The organism is Nocardiopsis sp. EMB25, assembly GCF_026797795.1.
Taxonomy (GTDB): domain Bacteria; phylum Actinomycetota; class Actinomycetes; order Streptosporangiales; family Streptosporangiaceae; genus Nocardiopsis; species Nocardiopsis lucentensis.
This window is the reverse complement of record NZ_JAMTDN010000001.1, coordinates 5,454,437-5,471,787: the sequence shown is the minus strand read 5'-3', so window position 1 is coordinate 5,471,787 and position 17,351 is coordinate 5,454,437. Positions and strand designations below refer to the sequence as shown.

General features: G+C 67.0%; 20 protein-coding genes, 1 tRNA gene and 1 pseudogene. 9 read left to right on the top strand and 13 right to left on the bottom strand.

Going from position 1 to position 17,351, the window contains the following annotated elements:
• Positions 1-6 precede the first annotated feature (6 nt).
• Complete coding sequence (locus tag KIK06_RS24270; RefSeq protein ID WP_017600492.1) at positions 7-480, top strand: hypothetical protein; 474 nt, start codon at positions 7-9, stop codon at positions 478-480.
• A 135-nt stretch (positions 481-615) separates the two neighbouring features.
• Positions 616-1,230: a rhomboid family intramembrane serine protease gene (locus tag KIK06_RS24265; protein WP_268645241.1), complete on the top strand. Its 615-nt coding sequence runs from the start codon at positions 616-618 to the stop codon at positions 1,228-1,230.
• 137 nt (positions 1,231-1,367) lie between these two features.
• On the opposite strand, the gene KIK06_RS24260 is transcribed toward KIK06_RS24265, so the two are convergent.
• The 4 genes from KIK06_RS24260 to dcd all read right to left on the bottom strand — a co-directional run bounded on the left by KIK06_RS24260 (position 1,368) and on the right by dcd (position 5,666).
• Positions 1,368-2,378 carry a glycine betaine ABC transporter substrate-binding protein gene (locus KIK06_RS24260; protein ID WP_268645240.1) on the bottom strand — a complete coding sequence of 337 codons (1,011 nt, stop codon included), beginning with the start codon at positions 2,376-2,378 and terminating at the stop codon, positions 1,368-1,370.
• 38 nt (positions 2,379-2,416) lie between these two features.
• Entirely contained in the window at positions 2,417-3,652 is a 1,236-nt protein-coding gene (locus KIK06_RS24255) for an ABC transporter permease (protein ID WP_268645239.1), read from the bottom strand.
• Positions 3,649-4,644, bottom strand: coding sequence for a quaternary amine ABC transporter ATP-binding protein (locus KIK06_RS24250; protein WP_268646168.1), 996 nt, complete (start codon positions 4,642-4,644; stop codon positions 3,649-3,651). Before KIK06_RS24250 ends, KIK06_RS24255 begins: the two co-directional genes overlap by 4 nt.
• 431 nt (positions 4,645-5,075) lie before the next feature.
• Positions 5,076-5,666 (bottom strand): dCTP deaminase, encoded by a 591-nt coding sequence (gene dcd / locus KIK06_RS24245; RefSeq protein WP_017600497.1) that lies wholly within the window; start codon positions 5,664-5,666, stop codon positions 5,076-5,078.
• 140 nt (positions 5,667-5,806) lie between these two features.
• Here dcd and KIK06_RS24240 point away from each other — a divergent pair.
• A tRNA-Gly gene (locus KIK06_RS24240) sits at positions 5,807-5,877 on the top strand.
• A gap of 115 nt (positions 5,878-5,992) precedes the next feature.
• Here the strand turns inward: KIK06_RS24240 and KIK06_RS24235 are convergent.
• The 3 genes from KIK06_RS24235 to KIK06_RS24225 are packed head-to-tail and all read right to left on the bottom strand — an operon-like array spanning position 5,993 to position 9,071.
• Positions 5,993-7,153 carry a tyrosine-type recombinase/integrase gene (locus KIK06_RS24235; RefSeq protein WP_268645238.1) on the bottom strand — a complete coding sequence of 387 codons (1,161 nt, stop codon included), beginning with the start codon at positions 7,151-7,153 and terminating at the stop codon, positions 5,993-5,995.
• Positions 7,153-7,377 (bottom strand): helix-turn-helix domain-containing protein, encoded by a 225-nt coding sequence (locus tag KIK06_RS24230; protein ID WP_268645237.1) that lies wholly within the window; start codon positions 7,375-7,377, stop codon positions 7,153-7,155. The genes KIK06_RS24235 and KIK06_RS24230 overlap by 1 nt, the downstream gene beginning before the upstream one ends.
• The gene (locus KIK06_RS24225; protein WP_268645236.1) at positions 7,377-9,071 is read right to left on the bottom strand and encodes a replication initiator; all 1,695 of its coding nucleotides are present in this window, start codon (positions 9,069-9,071) and stop codon (positions 7,377-7,379) included. The genes KIK06_RS24230 and KIK06_RS24225 overlap by 1 nt, the downstream gene beginning before the upstream one ends.
• A gap of 71 nt (positions 9,072-9,142) precedes the next feature.
• Here KIK06_RS24225 and KIK06_RS24220 point away from each other — a divergent pair, with 71 nt between their 5' ends.
• A complete protein-coding gene (locus tag KIK06_RS24220; protein WP_268645235.1) occupies positions 9,143-9,352 on the top strand; it encodes a hypothetical protein in 210 nt (69 codons plus the stop codon).
• A gap of 233 nt (positions 9,353-9,585) precedes the next feature.
• On the opposite strand, the gene KIK06_RS24215 is transcribed toward KIK06_RS24220, so the two are convergent.
• From KIK06_RS24215 to KIK06_RS24205, 3 genes are all read right to left on the bottom strand, one after another.
• Entirely contained in the window at positions 9,586-11,004 is a 1,419-nt protein-coding gene (locus tag KIK06_RS24215) for an FtsK/SpoIIIE domain-containing protein (RefSeq protein ID WP_268645234.1), read from the bottom strand.
• Positions 11,004-11,249, bottom strand: coding sequence for a hypothetical protein (locus KIK06_RS24210; RefSeq protein ID WP_268645233.1), 246 nt, complete (start codon positions 11,247-11,249; stop codon positions 11,004-11,006). Before KIK06_RS24210 ends, KIK06_RS24215 begins: the two co-directional genes overlap by 1 nt.
• A 104-nt stretch (positions 11,250-11,353) precedes the next feature.
• A complete protein-coding gene (locus KIK06_RS24205; RefSeq protein WP_268645232.1) occupies positions 11,354-11,758 on the bottom strand; it encodes a plasmid replication, integration and excision activator in 405 nt (134 codons plus the stop codon).
• Between the two features lie 288 nt (positions 11,759-12,046).
• Between KIK06_RS24205 and KIK06_RS24200 the strand changes: the two genes are divergently transcribed.
• The 4 genes and pseudogenes from KIK06_RS24200 to KIK06_RS24185 all read left to right on the top strand — a co-directional run bounded on the left by KIK06_RS24200 (position 12,047) and on the right by KIK06_RS24185 (position 14,224).
• Entirely contained in the window at positions 12,047-12,784 is a 738-nt protein-coding gene (locus KIK06_RS24200; protein WP_268645231.1) for a DUF5919 domain-containing protein, read from the top strand.
• Between the two features lie 16 nt (positions 12,785-12,800).
• Positions 12,801-13,289, top strand: a complete 489-nt coding sequence (locus KIK06_RS24195; RefSeq protein ID WP_268645230.1) for a Clp protease N-terminal domain-containing protein — start codon at positions 12,801-12,803, stop codon at positions 13,287-13,289.
• 2 nt (positions 13,290-13,291) lie between these two features.
• A pseudogene (locus tag KIK06_RS24190) lies at positions 13,292-13,705 on the top strand (Clp protease N-terminal domain-containing protein); the annotation flags it as partial.
• Between the two features lie 45 nt (positions 13,706-13,750).
• A complete protein-coding gene (locus KIK06_RS24185) occupies positions 13,751-14,224 on the top strand; it encodes an NUDIX hydrolase (protein WP_268646166.1) in 474 nt (157 codons plus the stop codon).
• Between the two features lie 2 nt (positions 14,225-14,226).
• Here the strand turns inward: KIK06_RS24185 and KIK06_RS24180 are convergent, their stop codons facing one another.
• The 3 genes from KIK06_RS24180 to KIK06_RS24170 all read right to left on the bottom strand — a co-directional run bounded on the left by KIK06_RS24180 (position 14,227) and on the right by KIK06_RS24170 (position 15,768).
• Complete coding sequence (locus KIK06_RS24180) at positions 14,227-14,694, bottom strand: HD domain-containing protein (RefSeq protein ID WP_442789796.1); 468 nt, start codon at positions 14,692-14,694, stop codon at positions 14,227-14,229.
• Between the two features lie 94 nt (positions 14,695-14,788).
• A complete protein-coding gene (locus KIK06_RS24175; protein ID WP_268645229.1) occupies positions 14,789-15,274 on the bottom strand; it encodes a GntR family transcriptional regulator in 486 nt (161 codons plus the stop codon).
• A gap of 215 nt (positions 15,275-15,489) precedes the next feature.
• Positions 15,490-15,768: a hypothetical protein gene (locus KIK06_RS24170; protein ID WP_268645228.1), complete on the bottom strand. Its 279-nt coding sequence runs from the start codon at positions 15,766-15,768 to the stop codon at positions 15,490-15,492.
• 427 nt (positions 15,769-16,195) lie between these two features.
• Between KIK06_RS24170 and KIK06_RS24165 the strand changes: the two genes are divergently transcribed.
• Complete coding sequence (locus KIK06_RS24165) at positions 16,196-16,930, top strand: helix-turn-helix domain-containing protein (protein WP_268645227.1); 735 nt, start codon at positions 16,196-16,198, stop codon at positions 16,928-16,930.
• Positions 16,931-17,351: the final 421 nt, after the last annotated feature.

Genomic DNA, 17,351 nt, shown 5'->3' with positions numbered 1-17,351 from the left:
TCTGCCGTGTCCGAAACCGTCCGCCTGGTCTGCCCCGCGGGCCGCAAGCACGTGGAGTTGACGGCCGGTTACCTCCTCGTGGCGTTGGCCGTCGTCGCCGTGGTCGTCGAACCCGGGCACTGGGCCACCGTCACCCTCGGGATCCTCCTCGCCCTGATGGGCGTCGCGCTGGCCGTCCACGGCCACCTCATCAAGGTGCCCGTCCTGGAGGTCTCCGACGACGAGTTCCGCTACACGCGGGGCCGGTACACCGTGAGCGTGCCGTTCCAGGACATCGGTTCGTACCACGTGCTCCCCGGACGGATCCGTTCCCTGGCCCTGTACGACACCTCCGGTCGGCCCAAGCGCTTCCCGTCGCTGCGCAGCCGCCGCACCGCCCGCACGCACCTCCCGCTGACCGGGATGACCAGGCCCGCCAAGGTCGAGGCCTTCATGGCGGTCGCCGGTATCCCGCCCCGCGAGCGCTCCCTGACCTCCTGAGCGGACCCACCGAAAGCGGTCACCGTCCGCGCGGTGACGCGCGAACCGTGCTCCCTCCAGGCACAAGACGGGCGCACCGCACCACACACCCCACGGACATACCGCCTCAAGGACGCGTGATCTACTCTCGGTGGGGTGAAGCAGTCCAGAATCACCGCCATCCTGACCGTAGCGGGGATGCTCGCGACCATGTGGGTCTTCGAGATCCTCGACAGCTTCCTGTTCAGCGGAGGGCTCGACCGGGAGTTCGGGCTGCGCGCCTGGACGTTCTCCGAGCCCTGGACCGTGCTCACCGCACCGTTCATGCACGGCAACCTGGCGCACCTGATCGGGAACTCGCTGCCGTTCCTGGTCCTGGGATCCCTGGTCGCCTTCAGCGGCCTGGGCAGGTTCCTCCTGACCACCCTGATCGTGGCCCTGGTGAGCGGGATCGGCGTGTGGCTGTTCAGCCAGCCCCTCTCCCTCACCGTCGGCGCCAGCGGGCTCGTCTTCGGCTACTTCGGCTACACCGTCCTGCGCGGTGTCATCGAGCGCAAGACCATCGACATCGTGATCATGATCTGCGTGGTCCTCTTCTACGGGACGATGATCTGGGGGGTCCTGCCCCAACACCCCGGCGTCTCGTGGCAGGCCCACCTGTTCGGGTTCGTCGGCGGCCTGCTCGCCGCCTACCTGCTCCCCCGGCGGGAACGCCGTAACCAGGCCGGCCAGTGGAAGCCCGGAGCCCAGGGCGGGTACTACGCGCCCTGAACCACACGGGCCGCACGCACGTGTACGGGCCGCCTCCCCCTCGGGGAGACGGCCCGTACGTGTTCTCTACGGCCCCGCCGCCCCGGCACGAGGCTCGGGACGGCTGATCCGGGACGCCGTGCGGCGCCGGGAGTCGGCTAGAACTCCAGGCCCTCCGCGTCATCGCCCAGAGTGCGCTCCAGGAACTCGGGGTTCTCGGAGAGCCAGACGCGGGCGCCCTCCTGCGGGTCGTCCTCGTACTCGTCGAGGGTCAGGGACTCCAGGGAACCCAGCTCCTCGTCGGACAGCGTGAACTCGCTCAGCCAGGAGGCGGCGTTCGGGTAGTCCTCGGCGAAGCCGCCGCGACCGACCGCGTGGATGGTCTCGGCGCCGCCCATCATGCCCTCGGGGTCCTCGAGGTCCTTGAGGTCGTACTGGGCGTAGGCGATGTGCGGACGCCACAGGGTGACGACGATCGGCTCTTCGGCCTGGTAGGCGGAGTCCAGCTCGGCGAGCATGGCGCCGGTGGAGGACTCGACCAGCTCCAGGTCGTCGCCCAGGCAGTAACCCGGGACGGCGTGCTCCTTGGTGGTGCGCACCAGACCGGAACCGGACTCGATGCCGACGATCTGGCCGTCCAGCTCGTCCGCGTGCTCGCGCAGGTCGGCGATGGTGTTGACGTCCTCCATGTAGGAGGGGACCGTCAGCGTCAGACGGGCGTTGTCGTACCAGTAGCCGAGGTTCTCCAGGTCGCTCCCGTAGTCCGCCCAGTAGTCCGCGTGGGTCTGCGGCAGCCAGGTGTCGAGGAACAGGTCGACGTCGCCGTTGGCGGCGCCCTGGTACATGGGGGCGACGTCGAGCTCGGTGATGGTGACGTCGTAGCCCTTCTCCCCCAGGAGCACCTCCCACAGGGCGGTGGCGGCGATGCCCTCCTCCCACGGGATCAGCGCGATGTTGATCTCGTCGGCGTCCTCACCGGACTCCGGGATGTCGACCACCGGGATGTCGGTCTCCTCGACGACCGGCGCCTCCGCGCCCGGTTCGCAGGCGCCCGCCGCCTGGTCGTCGCCGTCACCCTCGGTCAGGTCCTGCCCGCCGCCACCACAGGCGGTCAGCAGGAGTGCGCTGCCCAGGCCCAGGGCCGTGAGCGATGCCAGACGCGCGTTCATACGTGTTCTTCCTTCCCTCGATACTTCTCGTCGGTCCCTCACGAGCGCGCGCGCTCGGCGCGTGCCTGCGGGGTGTTGTGCGTGACCGCGGCCGTCAGGCGGTCGAGGAAGATCGCCAGGACGACCACGGCGACACCGGCCTCGAAGCCCAGAGGACCGTCATTGCGTGCGATGCCCTGGTAGACCTGGTTGCCCAGCCCGCCGGCGCCGACCATGCCCGCGATGACGACCATGGAGAGGCTGAGCATGATGACCTGGTTGACACCGGCCATGATCGTGGGGAGGGCGAGCGGGACCTGGATCCCGGTCAGGATCTTGTGGCTGGGAGCGCCGAAGGACTCACCGGCCTCCACCAGCTCCTTGTCGACCTGGCGGATGCCCAGCTCCGTGAGGCGGACGCCGGGCGGCATGGCGAAGACGACGGTCGCGACCACGCCGGGGACCGCCCCGATCGAGAAGAAGAAGATCGCCGGGATGAGGTAGACGAAGGCGGGCATCGTCTGCATCAGGTCGAGGACCGGCTTGACGATCTTGCTGACCGTGCCGTTGTAGGCCGACAGGATGCCGATCGGGATCGCGATGAGCACCGCGATGAGACTGGCGATGAGGACCAGGCCGAGGGTGTCCATGGCGTTGGTCCACTGGTCGACGGACGCGACCACGGACAGCGCCACCAGGGCGAACACACCCATCTTCCAGCCCGCCACGGAGAACGCGAGCAGGCTGAGCAGCAGGAGCATGAGCAGGGCACGCGGCTCGGTGACCACGATCGGCAGGAGGAACCAGCCGAGCAGGACCGCCGCGAGCCAGCCGCCGGACACCACCGCGGTGCGTGCCCGGGCCCCCTTGTCCATCGTCCCGAGCACCGTCACGGAGATCAGGAACAGCAGGGAGACCACGAAGTACCCGTCGGCGTACTCACCGGTCACGTCGATCAGCCACAGGACCGGCGCGGGCGGGAGGACCCTGTTGATGAACAGGTCACCGACCCCGAACTGGGCCTGGAGGATGTACAGGAGTGAGACGACGCCCACGACGGCCGTCAGGGGCTCGCGTCGGGTCCGGAGCAGTGGGACGGCGATGATCGCGGCGGCGATGAAGGCCAGCTGACCGGCCCCCGGGGACACGAAGAACCCGGAGAGGGCGTCCACGGCCCAGTCCACGAAGGCGGCGAGGGCGTCGAAGACCGGGGCGAAGTTGCTCTTGAGCCACTGGTTGAGGGTCTCGAAGCCGACGCCGAGGGGGATGTTCGGCGGGAAGTCGACGGGGGTCACGCGTTCTCCTTCCCGGCCGCGAGGGCGGCGAGCACGGAGGTGCGCGACACCGTCCCGAGGGCCCGGCCGTCGTCACCGACCACGCGGAGGTGGTCGGAGGTGGTCATGCTGCCGTACAGGTCCGCGATGGGGGTGTCCGCCGCCACCTCCGGGAAGGACGCGTCGTCGGGCGCGTCGGGGTCGACCGCCTCGGTGGCGGTGAGGACCCGGGTGCGGTCGACGTCCTCGATGAAGCGCTCGACGTAGTCGTTGGCCGGAGCGCTGAGGATCTCCTGGGCGGTGCCGACCTGGGCGACGCGGCCGTCGCGCAGGACGCAGATCCGGTCACCGAGGCGCATGGCCTCGTTGAGGTCGTGCGTGATGAAGATGATCGTCTTGCCCAGGCTCTCCTGGAGCTCGAGGAGCTGGGTCTGCATGTCGCGGCGGATCAGCGGGTCCAGGGCGCTGAACGCCTCGTCCATGAGAATGATGTCGGTGTCGGCGGTGAGGGCGCGGGCCAGGCCCACGCGCTGCTGCATACCGCCGGAGAGCTGGTGGGGGAGCTTGTCCTCCCAGCCGCCGAGGCCGACCAGTTCGAGGGTCTCCTGGGCCTTCCGGTCGCGCTCGGCGCGGGGAACGCCGCGCAGTTCGAGGCCGTAGGCGGCGTTCTCGCGGACCGTGCGGTGCGGAAGAAGCGCGAAGTGCTGGAAGACCATGCTGATCTTCTCTCCGCGCAGCTTCAGGAGAGCCTTCTTGTTGAGGGCGGAGATGTTGACGCCGTCGACCTCGACGGTGCCCGAGGTGGGCTCCAGGAGGCCGTTGAGCATGCGGATCAGGGTGGACTTCCCCGACCCGGACAGGCCCATGACGACGAAGATCTCGCCGGGCTTGACCTCGAACGAGACGTCGATGACGGCCGCGGTCACGTCGAGGTCGGCGATGGTGTCACGGTGGCTGCCGTCGGAGAGCCGCTCGACCGCGGCCCCTGCCTGCCTGCCGAACACCTTGTACAGGTTGTCTGCGCGTACTGCTGACACGGTCTCCTCTGCGGGGCTGTTCCACCGCGAGCCCCGACAAGGCGCATCGCCCCTTCGCCACCCGCGGTTACCTCAGGCGGCGGGTCGGCGCAGAGCCCCCGCGTGCGCACCCCGAGGACCGGGGCGAGACCGCCACCTGGTGTCACGTCGGAGCGCCACCCTACCGAGATGTACACCGGCGGTTTAGTTGGAATGTCACCAGCAAATAACAGGTTTAACCTGGGCAAAAGTGGTCCGCCGACCTGTAGCGGTGGTTCCAGGCACCACAAGAGGGCCGAGTGTGATCTACGCCACACACCATTTCAGGGTGATATGGGTCACATCGGCAAATCGGGCGCACTCGCCCACGGAACGTGTCCAACCCTGACCATACCGTCAACATCCCCCGCGCGGGTGGCCGCATCCGGTCAGTCGGACTCGACCGGGATCGGGGTGCGGCTGAAGTTCTGGTGCGAGCGCGAGGGCGTCGGACCGCGCTGCCCCTGGTAGCGAGAGCCGTACCGGGCGGAGCCGTAGGGGTGCTCCGCGGCTGAGGAGAGCCGGAACATGCACAGCTGGCCGATCTTCATGCCGGGGTAGAGCTTGATCGGCAGGGTGGCGACGTTGGACAGTTCCAGGGTGACGTGCCCGGAGAAGCCGGGGTCGATGAACCCGGCCGTGGAATGCGTGAGCAGACCAAGGCGGCCGAGGGAACTCTTGCCCTCCAGCCGGCTGGCGATGTCGTCGGGGAGGGAGACGACCTCATAGGTGGAGGCCAGCACGAACTCGCCCGGGTGGAGGACGAACGCCTCGTCGCCGTCGGTCTCGACGAGCCGGGTGAGGTCCGGCTGCTCGACCGAGGGGTCGATGTGGGGGTACTTGTGGTTCTCGAACACACGGAAGTACCGGTCCAGCCGGACGTCGATGCTGGAGGGTTGGACGAGACCGGGGTCGAAGGGGTCGATCCTGACCCGCCCGGCGTCGATTTCGGACCTGATATCGCGATCGGAGAGCAGCACGCTCCGAACCTACCGCCTGGGAGAACGCGGCGCGGGCGACCTCGCAGGCAACCCCGTCCGGCGGCGAGTTGCCCACGGACCCCGGAGTTGGGCTAGGATAGCGTTCGTTGCCAGCCGGTGATGATCATCGGAGGGACAGCGCGGATGTAGTTCAATGGTAGAACTTCAGCTTCCCAAGCTGATAACGCGGGTTCGATTCCCGTCATCCGCTCCGAACAGTGTTAGGCCAGGTCATTCGGGGTTTTCCGAACACCTGGCCTAAGTGCTTCGTGGGGGTATGTCCCGGTCGCCGTGCCACACACGTGCCACACGGGCGAGAGGCGGGCTCAGACCCGAGCCCCTGCCAACGGCGGGTCATCGTCGTCCTCGTCCGGGTTGGTCCGGCCCGCGTTCAGCTCCTCGGCGACCCGAGCGCCCAGGCGGTCAGCGATCTCCCGTTCCCGTTCCTCCCGGGCGTGCAGGTAGATCAGCGCCGCCTTCGAGCTGGAATGCCCCATGCGCTTCATCAGCTCCCGCAGGGAAGCCCCTGCTTCCGCCGCGTAGGTATTGCCCGTGTGCCGGAGGTCGTGAAGGTGGACGCCCTCCAGGCCCACCGCGTCACAGGCGTCCGCCCAGTACTTCGAGAAGTTGCCGCGCCGAAGCTGGTTGCCCCGCACCCCGACGAACACGAAGCCGTTCCTCCCCGGAGCCGCGTAGGTCTCCACATGGTGGCGCAGGTCCGCGATGATCAGTTCCGGGAGGGACACCGTCCGGTAACCCGCCTTCGACTTGGGCTTGCCCTGATACAAGCCGCCCACGTCGGTCACCGTCTCCCGGACCCGGACCGTGCGCTTGTCCAGGTCGAGGTTCTGGCGACGGAGTCCGGCCAGTTCGCCCCAGCGCATGTTGCCGAACGTCGCGAGGAGGACCAGGGCCCGGTACCGCGGCTTGATGGCATCAGCCAGCTTGAACACCTCGGCGACGGACAGCACCGGGCGTTCCTCGCTGTCCTCCTGGCCCGCGCCCTCGATCTGGCACGGGTTCTCACGGAGGAGCTTGTCCGCCACGGCGGTGTTGAGAACCGCCCGCATGAGCCGGTACGCCTTGGGAACCTGCCCCCTCCCCCGCTTGCGTCGCAGCCGGGAGGCCCGCCACCGGCGGACGTCCGCCGTCGTGATCTCGTTCAGGTGCATGTCACCGAACGTGGGATTCAGGTGGAGCCGCAGCAGGTCTTCGTAGGTCCGTCGAGACTTGCGGGTCAGGTCGCGATCCTTCACCCACTCGGCCGCGAACTCACCGAAGGGGACCTTCCCGGCCTCAGGGTCGAACCAGTCGCCCTGGGCGATCTCCGCTTCCTTGAGCGTCAGCCAGCGTTGCGCCGCCTTCTTGGTCGCGAACGTCGTCGGAGCCGGGCGAAGCTCCCCGTCCGGCACTCGGTACCGAGCCTGGAAGCGGCCCGACGCCAGCTTGCGGATGTTGCCGAAATCGCGCTTCTTCTCCCCCGCCATCACGCGACCCTTCCCATGCGGAGCCGGACCGGTTCGACGGTGCCAGCGGTGATGAAGTCGTCCAGGGCCGATTCCGGGATGCGCACGTGGCGGCCGAGCTTCACGAAGGTGATGCGTCGTTCCTCGATCAGGCGACGGGGGTAGCGCTCGGAGGTGTTGAGGCGTTCGGCCGCTTGCGCCACGGTGAGCAGACGGCCAGTGGGACGGGTCTTGGTGGTCGCCATCAGGCAGCCCTTTCCGTTGCCGAACGTTCGGAGGTACGTGCCGCGTCGAGTTGTGCGCGGCGCTTGAGGGACTCACCCACCGCGCGGAGCAGACGGCGTTCGCGGGGAGCGACATCCGGGTCGGTGGGACGCGCCAGTTCCCACGCGAACTTTCCAGAGTTGACCGAGGTCAGCACGGGTGACCGGGGATCGTTCTCGTCCTCCTGGCCGTCGTCTCCATCGATGCGATCGATGCGATCGATCCCGAGGGCGTTGAGGACCCAGGTGAGCCGGTCCGCCTTGTGGTCGGCGAGGGTCTTGCCCGACCACTTGCGGGAGACCAGGACACGACGGCCCGCGTAGCCCAGGTGTTCGCGGCGGTGCGCCTTGGAACGGCAGAACCCGGGGCGAAGGCCCGCCTTGGGCTGGTCGGGTTGGATGCCGTAGCGGAGCCAGTTCGCGCACCGGGGCGAGCACGGTTCGAACCGCAGCGCGTCCAACAACCGGTCCATGTGCTGTTCCTGCGCCAGGGACTCCACTTCATGGCACTCGGCGATGTCCTTCGTCAGGTACTTCGCGAGGTAGCGCACGCACCGGTCCGCGTCCGCCGACCCAGCAACCACGCCTTTGGCGTCCACCTGACGGCCAAACCGCACCACATGATGAGGCTCCGCGTCCGGGTCCTCGTCCAAGGCGTCCAGCGCCTGTTCCCAGGTGGGCAGGAGTTCGCCCGTGGTCGGGTCGAGGTAGGTTCCCGCGGATTCGTCCCACACCGGCAGGTGATCACCCTCGTACACGACCCGGTCCGCCCGTGGCCACCACACCTGGTGATAGGTCGCGGCGGCGATCTGGCGCAGCTCGGCCCGCGGAATCGTCCCCCGGGTGGCCATGTGCAGATGCGGAGCCAACCGGCGTTGGGGTTCGACGGCCGCGAAGTACTGCACATCGAACCCCGCCACACGACGCAGGTTCTGCACGAACCGATCCACGAGCTTGGAGAAGTGCAGAGCGTCCCGAGCCGCCCGACGGTAGTCGTACGAGACGGGATCCACGGGGGTCCCGTCCGACTTCACGCGCCCGTAGGAGTCGAGGGTGAGCGTGATGAACAGCGAGGGTCGGAACGTCCGGCCGGTGTTGGGGTCGGTGTAGGCCCGCCCGACCGTCTTCCTGGTCATCGGACGCTTCGGGAGATCGGGCACGTCCTGACGGCGCTTGGTGGAGCGAACCCGACGCGATCCCGACGACGAGGAGCCCGAACGGGTGACCGAGCCCCGCAGCCCGGAGGCGGTGATCTCCTCGTCCAGGTCCGAAATCGCGGTGTCCAGTTCGGCCAGGTCCTCAGCCGACGCCGAACCTGTGGAGGCGAGTTGTTCCCGTTCGGCGGTGACCACGGCCCGCTGTTCCACCCACGAGCGTTGCACCTCGGAAGGCGGGTCAGGCTCCACCACCGGCTCAGAGGCCAAGTGCCAGCCCTCTTCGCACTGCGTCCGCCGCAGCGACCGCTTCCGCTTCGCGCAGGCGGGACACCGGGATTCGAGCGTGGACCCGCACGGGACGTCCACGATCTCGGTGGCACCGGTGGCGATGTCGGTGCGTCGAAGGGACACCGGGCGGATACACACCCCGTGGTCAGCGGCCACCTGTTCGGCCACCTCACGCGCCAGGGGTTGCGCCAGCCGTTCAGCCCGAGTCGACTTACCGGTAGGAGTCGGCATCAACCCACCCCCACAACCACCGAGCGGGAGACCCCCACCGCATGGAACCCAAGCCGCCCCGTCCATGGTTCGTGATCCTGAGCAGCGTCATCGTGGTGGGTGCCGCCACATGGCTGGTAACGGGACCGGAGATCGGCGGCTCCTTCGCCTTCATGCTGTGGGACATACTCATCACCTGGCTGCTCTGCCTGGTCTTGGGCACCTACACCTACGTCACCAAGAAACGCGCCTTCCGAGAACATCAGGACACCCCTCCCCCAGAGGAAGAATCCGCCCCGTAGACCCGCCCCCAGACGATCTAGGTGTTCGCCATGGCCAGACCTCAGGAAGTCCTCAGCCGCCGAGGCATGGTGGTTCTCAACGCCGTGTATGGGTTGGGAATCATCGGAGCTGCGCTCATCACCGTGATCACGCTGACCCAGCCGAACCCGAATTGGCTGCACCTGCTGGTCGTTGCTGTGGTGGCCCCAGGGCTGGGCTGGAGTTACTGGCGAGAGGTCCGCAACTACCGCCATCACCGGTCCGCTCCGTTCTCGGAGGGTCCGTAGCCGTCGGCCATGGCGGTGATGTCCTCATCCGCTACGTACGCGGCCCGGACTCGGACCGGTGCGGGTGAGCCTTCCATGCGGACGTAGCCCACCCCGGGAAGCCCCGGGTCGATCAGATGCGCGTTCGCCCCACGATCCCGGGCACCCTCGCCGAGGATCATGTCGACCTGGGACGCCTCGTCCAGACGGAGCGCGACCTTGTCCGGGAACAGGTTGCGCAGGTTCATGACCTCCTTGCGCGGATCCTGAAGCGCGGCCAGGACCGAGAACCCCACCGAACGACCCTGCGAGGTCAGCGTGGCGATCGCGTTCTCCGCGCGGCGGCGCACGTCGCGGTCGGGGTGGTAGGCGGTCAGGAACGCGACCTCGTCCAGCACCACCAGGACGAACGGATCCTGTTTGGTGGGGGTGTGGGAGCGCTGGCGACCGGCGTAGCGGCGTGCCCGGTCCTGCATCTGGCTCACGGCCAGTTCGAGGACCGCCACCGCGGATTCGCCGTCATCGGCGTACTGAGCGAACAGGGACCGCCCGTAGGACAGCTCCATCCGTTTGGGGTCGATCGCCCACACCTGCGCCGTCCCCTCAGCCACGGCCGGGAGCGTCGCGCGGATGGCGGACCAGATCACCGACCCCTTCCCGGACCCGGTCACCCCAGCCACCAGGACGTGAGTCCCGTGCAGGCGAAGCCGCCACTCGGAACCGTCTTCGGTGACGCCGACCGGCAGCGCGGACAGATCCACGTGGTGGGTCATCGGGAAGGCGTGGAGGGGTTCGGACAACGTGTCGTGTCGGGGGAACTCCAAGGTGATCTTGCGCGGCCCCTCCACCACCACACGGCAGGAGGGGGCGCCGAACCCGTGCGCCAGCTCGGCCACGCGGGTTTCGAAGTCGGCCGGGGAAGTCCCAGCTACGAGGGTGACCCGAACCCGATCCGCCCAGGAAGTGCAGGAGACGCGGCGGATGCGGGGCAGGTAGCGGCGTTCCTGGTAGGACTCGGCCAGGCCGGAGATGACCAAGACGGGTTGCCAGTGCCGGCGGTAGACAAACACGTGCCGCCACCACGCCAGGGTCCGCAGCGTCACCCACTGGCGGAACGAGTCCGGCCAGACGCGCCACCACACCAGAGAGGCCACCGTGGCGGTTGCCCACAGCACGGCCAGACCCAGCCAGCCGAACCAGTACCAGGATGCCGCCGACACAGCAGCAGAGGCGACCATAACGGGGAACCGGAACGGCAGCGTCACCAGGAACCGCACCAGCCGCCACACCCAGGAGGCCAGCACGACGATCCCGGGGGTTTCCACGATCGGAGTCGTCCACCGCACCCCCTGAGCCGGAGACGGCAGAGTCGGAGAGGTCTGAGCGGAACCCACCTTGGACGGCATCAGACCTCACCCCCGTCCGCGATCTCGTTGAGGACCCGGTCACGGTTCGTGCGGGCGCGCTCGGCGGCCTTGGCCGCGTCGGGGTTGCCGTCCCGGTCCGCGATCAGAGCGAACACGCGCGCCTTGAAGTCGAAGAACTCCGCCCACTCGGTCGAGGTCGTGCGCGGCGTGTCCACCGCTTCCAGGAACAGCCGGACCAGCCGCGAGCCGGAGATCCCGGACAGGTCATCGGGGTAATGGGACATACTGAAGGCACCTCTTCACGAAGCTTTCGCGGGTAACGGGGAGGGGTTCAGGGGCGGCTAGGTGTTGGAGCACCAGGCCGCCCCGCTTCACGTTCAGGCGGGGGTCAGGCGGCGTCCTTGGTCTGGGAGCGACGACCACCAGCGGCGCCGGGAGCCTTCACGCCCCGAGCCCGCAGGGAGTACGCCACCCGGGGGCGGCGGCCGTTGTCGTCCACGTAGGGCATGACCGCCATGGATTCGAACTCGATCGGGCGGAACGGCAGCCCGGGGACCTCGTCCGGCAGGGTCGGGCACACCTGGGCGGCGACCTTGACCTTGACCGACTTGGCCTTGCCCCGGGCTTCGGGGTCGGCGTCGATCACGTCCACCGCCCACAACGGCAACCCCGATTCCTTGTCCAACTGGGGCCGCTTGGTCTCGAAGTCAGTGATCGCCTCCACCCCCAGAGCGAAGGCCCCGTGCGGGAACACGGTCCCGAACTCCACCGGCAACGCACCCTGAATAGCCATATCGGCAGTCCTCTTCTCGTCGTTCACACAGGTCAGAACCCTTGCCGGTGATCGCCAGGCGACCACTCGAACCAATTTAGATACATGTATAGCATGTATCGATACTCGCGACTAGCGGTAGACGGAAGAAGTTGAGGAAGCCCGTCGAATCCGCTGCCACCAGAAGTTCCGGCGACAGTGACCACGATCCCTTGAGGGGACGGGACGAGATCACTACATGGCTGGACGTGTTCGGGACGTCTCGATAATGTGAGCGCGTCCCTAGACATCCTGCGAACCACGGGGTACATGCCGAACGAGAGGTTGCGAGCCGCGCTCCTTCAGCGTGGCGTCACACCGGCCGACGTGGCCGAAGCGATCGGTGTCGACGCGAAAAGCGTCGAGCGCTGGATCACGCAGGGCCGCACACCCTACCGACGGCATCGCTACTCGGCCGCGGCCTACCTCGGAGTCGAAGAGACCTACATCTGGCCCGAGGCCCTGAGCCCGGAACAGAGCAAGGCGGCATCGCAAAGCGAGATCATCGAGATCTACCCCCACCGGTGGAGCGTCCCTCCCGACCTGTGGAAGCGCCTCTTCAAGAGCGCCGAGGAAGAGATCTCGATCCTCATCTTCAGCGGGTTCTTCCTCGCGGACGACCCGAGCATGCTCAAGCTCCTGGCGGACAAGGCCCGTTCAGGTGTCCGTGTGCGGATCCTCCTGGGTGATCCCGAAAGTGAAGCCGTCGCGCAGCGAGGCCGGGACGAGGGCATCGACGAGCTGATGGCCTCGAAGATCAAGAACGTCATCCTGATGCACAAGCCAGTACGTGCAGTCGAGGGTGCTGAGTACCGCTTGCACGGGACGACTCTGTACAACTCGCTGTACCGCGCCGACGACGAGCTCTTGGTGAACACCCACGTCTACGGTGCTCCGGCGGCCCAGGCGCCGGTCTTCCACCTTCGCAAGATTCCCGGCGGTGGGATGATGAGCACCTACATGGAGAGCTTCGAGAAGGTCTGGGACCAGGCGACCCCCCTCGACTGATGCGAAACTGAGGGGCATGTTCGAACGGTTCACCGACCAAGCAGGAGATGCAGTCGTGCAGGCACAGAGCGAAGCGGTTGCACTCAAGCACAGACGTATCGGCAGCGGGCATCTGCTATTGGGGCTGGCCCTGGAAGGCAACGGTCTCGCGGCCAGCACGTTGGCCTCTCTCGGACTGGACTACGAGGCTGCTCGAACAGAAGTGGCCCACCTCGGCGAACGAAAGAGTTGGACCCTCAGGTACCATCGACGATTCGACCCCGAGGCCAGGAATGCCTTGGAGGGATCGCTTTACGCCGCCATAGGGCGAGAGCACAACTTCATCGGGACAGAACACATACTTCTCGGACTGTTGCGCAAAGAACACAACGTGGCGTCCCACGTCCTCCAGAACCTCGGCATTCCTCCTGAAGACGTTGTTCAGCACGTACACCGAACCTTGGACGAAATCGCGAAGTACAGTCATGATCAGGCCTCCACACTCCGCCTGATGCGAGAGCAGTAGCCATGTTCGAGAGATACACACCACAGGCCCGGCAAGTGGTCGGCCTAGCCGAGCACGGAGCAAAGACACTCAAGCACACCTACATCGGAACCGAACACCTGCTTCTCGGCATCATTGCGGAACGCGAGGGCATTGCCGCCCACACCCTGAAGTTCTTCAACGTCGACTACGAGGCGGTTCGGGCGAAAACGGCCAAGACCGGCGAGCGAAAAATCTGGTTCCGGCCGAAACACCTACCCTTCCATCCGGATGCTAAGACCGCATTGGTGGGAGCCCTCCACGCAGCGACTTATCGGGATCACAACGCCATAGGTACGGAGCATCTGCTTTCCGGACTGTTGCACGATCAGAACAACACGGCATCGTCCGTGCTCGAAAGCCTCGGCGTTTCTCCTGCGCAGGTCTCTCAGCACATCAACCGCGCCCTGAACTACGTGACGCATTCAGTTGAGGAAAGGCCCATGGGTAAGCGGATCGACTACTACGACGACCCCGAGGCACCGGCCGCGAACAGTCTCGTCCCCTCGGTGAACGTCTTCGTCGTCAACGAGCACGACGAGGTCCTGATGATCCGTCGCACCGACAACGACAACTGGGCGGTTCCCGGGGGAGCCATCGACCTGGGCGAGTCGGTTCCCCAAGCCGCGGTGCGGGAGACCCTCGAAGAGACTGGGATCACCTGCGAGATCACCGGAACCGTCGGGATCTACAGCGACCCGAAGCACATCATCTACTACACCAGCGACGGCGAGGCCCGCCAGGAATTCTCCATCGCGTTCACAGCCCACCCCGTCTCGGGTGAGCCGAGGCCCAGCAGCGAGTCCAAGGAAGTCGTCTGGGTTCCCCGGGCGGAGTTGGCGACGTACACGATGGACCGTTCGATGCGGCTACGTGTGGATCACTTCCTCAGCGGCGGACCGATGCACATCGGGTGACCTCAGTGAGCGTTGGCCAAACGCTGTTCCACGGCCCGCACCGCCGACGTCAGCATCGGTGAGGAACGGGTGATCGCACGATGCACGAGGTGGTCAGGGGCGTAGCGCTCCAGAATCTCCGACAACCGGCGTTCGACCGGTAGATGGGTGCCGTCCGGCCCCGTGGTCATATCCGAGTAGGTGAGCGCTTCCAGCAGATCTTGCCGAGGGTGCGTGAACTCGCCTTCGAGCACACCCGGTATGCCGCGTTCTTCGGCTTCCACGACGGCGCCGGAGTGGTAGGCGACCAGGGAGCACAACTCGTGATCAGCTTTCTGGACGTCCCGGAGGTAGCGAGCACCGTCGAGGGGATGGAAGCCAGTCGTCGCCAGGTCCGGTGAGTACCCGATGTCATGCAGCCAGGCCGAGGCTTCGAGGAGATCCGCGTCCTCCCCGAGAACCCCGTTCAGGGAGCGTGCCTGTTCCGCCACACCCTGTGTGTGCGCCCAGCGCCGGGGCAACGGTCGTTCGAGCAACTCTCGCGCGAGATCCCGCGCCCAGTGAACATGTCCCACATGTGCCAGGCTAACCCGCGGCCGTGTCCGGGCCTTTGACGAACCGGCCCTTGCCGTGCACGGCGACCACGAGCCCGGTTCCCTCCAGTTCGGAGAGAGCCTGTCGCGCCGTCCCCCGCGATACGTCGTACTGCCGGACAAGCGCGGCCTCACTGGGCAGAGCGTCACCGGGCGCGAGTTCACCACTGGTGATCCGGTCCCGCAGGTCAGCGGCGATCCGCCGATACTGAGCAGGAGGCGCAGAGCCCGGTTCCTTACTTTGGCGTTCTTCCTCGGTGCACACGACCCGGCCCGTCCCGGGAAGGGCCTTGATCAGTCGATCCGCCTCCAGCAGGGCCAGGGCGCGGCGAACGGTCGTGCGGGAGACACTGAACTCGTCTCCGAGCGCCGCCTCCGAGGGAAGCGCGTCCCCAGGTGCGAGGTCCCCAGCGGCGATGCGGGAGCGGAGGACCTCCGCGATCTGGTTGTAGGTCCCCCACGGGGTACGCGAGTTCAAGCGGATTCCTCCGAGAAAAGCCAGCGGTCGGACTTTGAGTCCCACCGAGTCCAACTGAGTCCAACTGTCTCCAGATGACTGTAGGACTTCTACGGACGCCCGCCGGTGATGACCGGGCCTGTAGACCCTCCCCCCGATCACCACCAAGCGGACGCCCCAACCGCAGCACCGAAGCTGGTCACGGACGAACTCGAGCGTCGGCCCGCGGCCGGTCCTCACCCCTCCGGAGGACCGTCTTCGGCACCCCCGATGCGACGGCCGCCCTGGGCGATCCGCGCGGGAAGCAGGTCCGCGTTCCCGATCCCGTTGGGGGGATGCTCAAGCTGGTTGGCGAAGACCTCCACGTTCTCCTCGATGAGCGTGGGAGCGTGCGTCGCGTCAGCGTTCGTGGTGGTGGCGACCCACAGGCGTCCGTGACGCCGGATGGACCACTGGTCGCCGTAGTGGCTCTTGAGCAGTCGAAGCAGGATGTCCGGCCCGGTTTTCGCGCTCACGCCGCCATCACCTCCATTCGCGAGATCTCCAAAAGGACTTCCAGGCCGGTCCGGGTCTGGTCGACGAGACGAGCAGCGCGCAGCCTCTCCACGTGGAGCACGTAGGGCCGGGCCACACGTACCAGGGGAGCGACCGCATATACGGACGGCGGCGGTGTGAAGGCAAGCCCCGTGCACGGCGTGGCTCTGGGGACTCGGTTCGTGGAGGGTGCTCGTTTCCGGACGTACGCGAACGGGTTCCGCATGTTCCGCCCCTACTCGGTCGGGTCAGACACCTGGGAGTCCGAGGGACTCGCAGGAGCCTTCGTTACGTGGGAAACGATGCTCTGAGTAGGCGGACATGTGTACCACGTATCGGACAAGCTGAGGGACGTCTAGGGACGTCTTCTGTTATCGTCGGGGTCCCGTACCCCCGGAGGGCACCGACGTGAACACTGCACTGCGGAAGGCACTGGCCGCGTCCCGACTCACCGAGACCGACGTAGCCGCACGTCTCGGAGTCGACCCCAAGACCGTCCGCCGATGGCTTTCGGGTCAGCGGCCCTACCCCCGCCACCGCTGGGCGGTCGCCGATCTTCTCCAAGTGGACGAGGAGGATCTATGGCCGCAGGGGGCTCCGGAGCCGGAGGAGGACCCTCCCCTCTTCGAGCACGCCTACCGCGTGTTCGCCCACCGCTGGGAAGTGCCACGGGAAGCATGGTGCGCTCTCTTCGCCGAGGCGAAGCAGGAGATCGGCATCCTCGTCTACAGCGGCCTCTTCCTCGCTGACGACGCGGGCATGCTGGAGCTCCTGGCCGCGAGGGCCCGTGACGGCGTGAGCGTCCGGATCCTGCTCGGAGACCCTGATTCCCCAGAGGTCAGGCAGCGCGGGGAGGACGAGGAGATCGGAGACGCCTTGGCCGCCAGGGCGAGGAACGCACTTGCCCTCTTCCGTCCCCTCCTGGGTGTCGAAGGCGTCGAGGTCAGGACTCATTCCACAATCCTGTACAACTCCGTCTACCTGACGGAAAGGCGGCTTCTGGTCAACCAGCACATCTATGGCCTTCCAGCGGCGAAGTCGCCCGTGGTCGAGATCGACCGAACCCTGTCCCCGGACATGGCCGAGACCTACGCACGGAGCTTCACGCTGGCGTGGGAGGGAGCACAACCCGTCGCGTCATAGGTCCACTGGCCTCGTTGCCGAATTGGGCTTTATGGGATCAAGGCGACGGCGCGAGCGCCGTCGCGCGGCCCGCCGCCCGTCTCGGGCTGCGGGCTGCCGCCCGGTCCCGAGCCGGACACCGGGCGGAGCGGAGGAGCGGCACCGGGGCTGATCCGACAGAACCAGTACCGCCCCCGGGCGGCCCACCGTGGTTGCTGGCGTGTTCGGATCCCGAGGCACCCGACAGCGGAATACGACTGTCATGGGTTGCTCATTCCGGCGCTATCGGGCACCTCGGACCAAAACCGTGGTGGCCCTCCCCTGTGACAGGGGTGTATAGATGCGAGCCGAACCGGTCCCGCGGAGACACGGCGATGGAAGGACAACACGATTGGCCACGGAAGCGGACGACTTTCCCACCAGACGAACGACCGACCTGAGA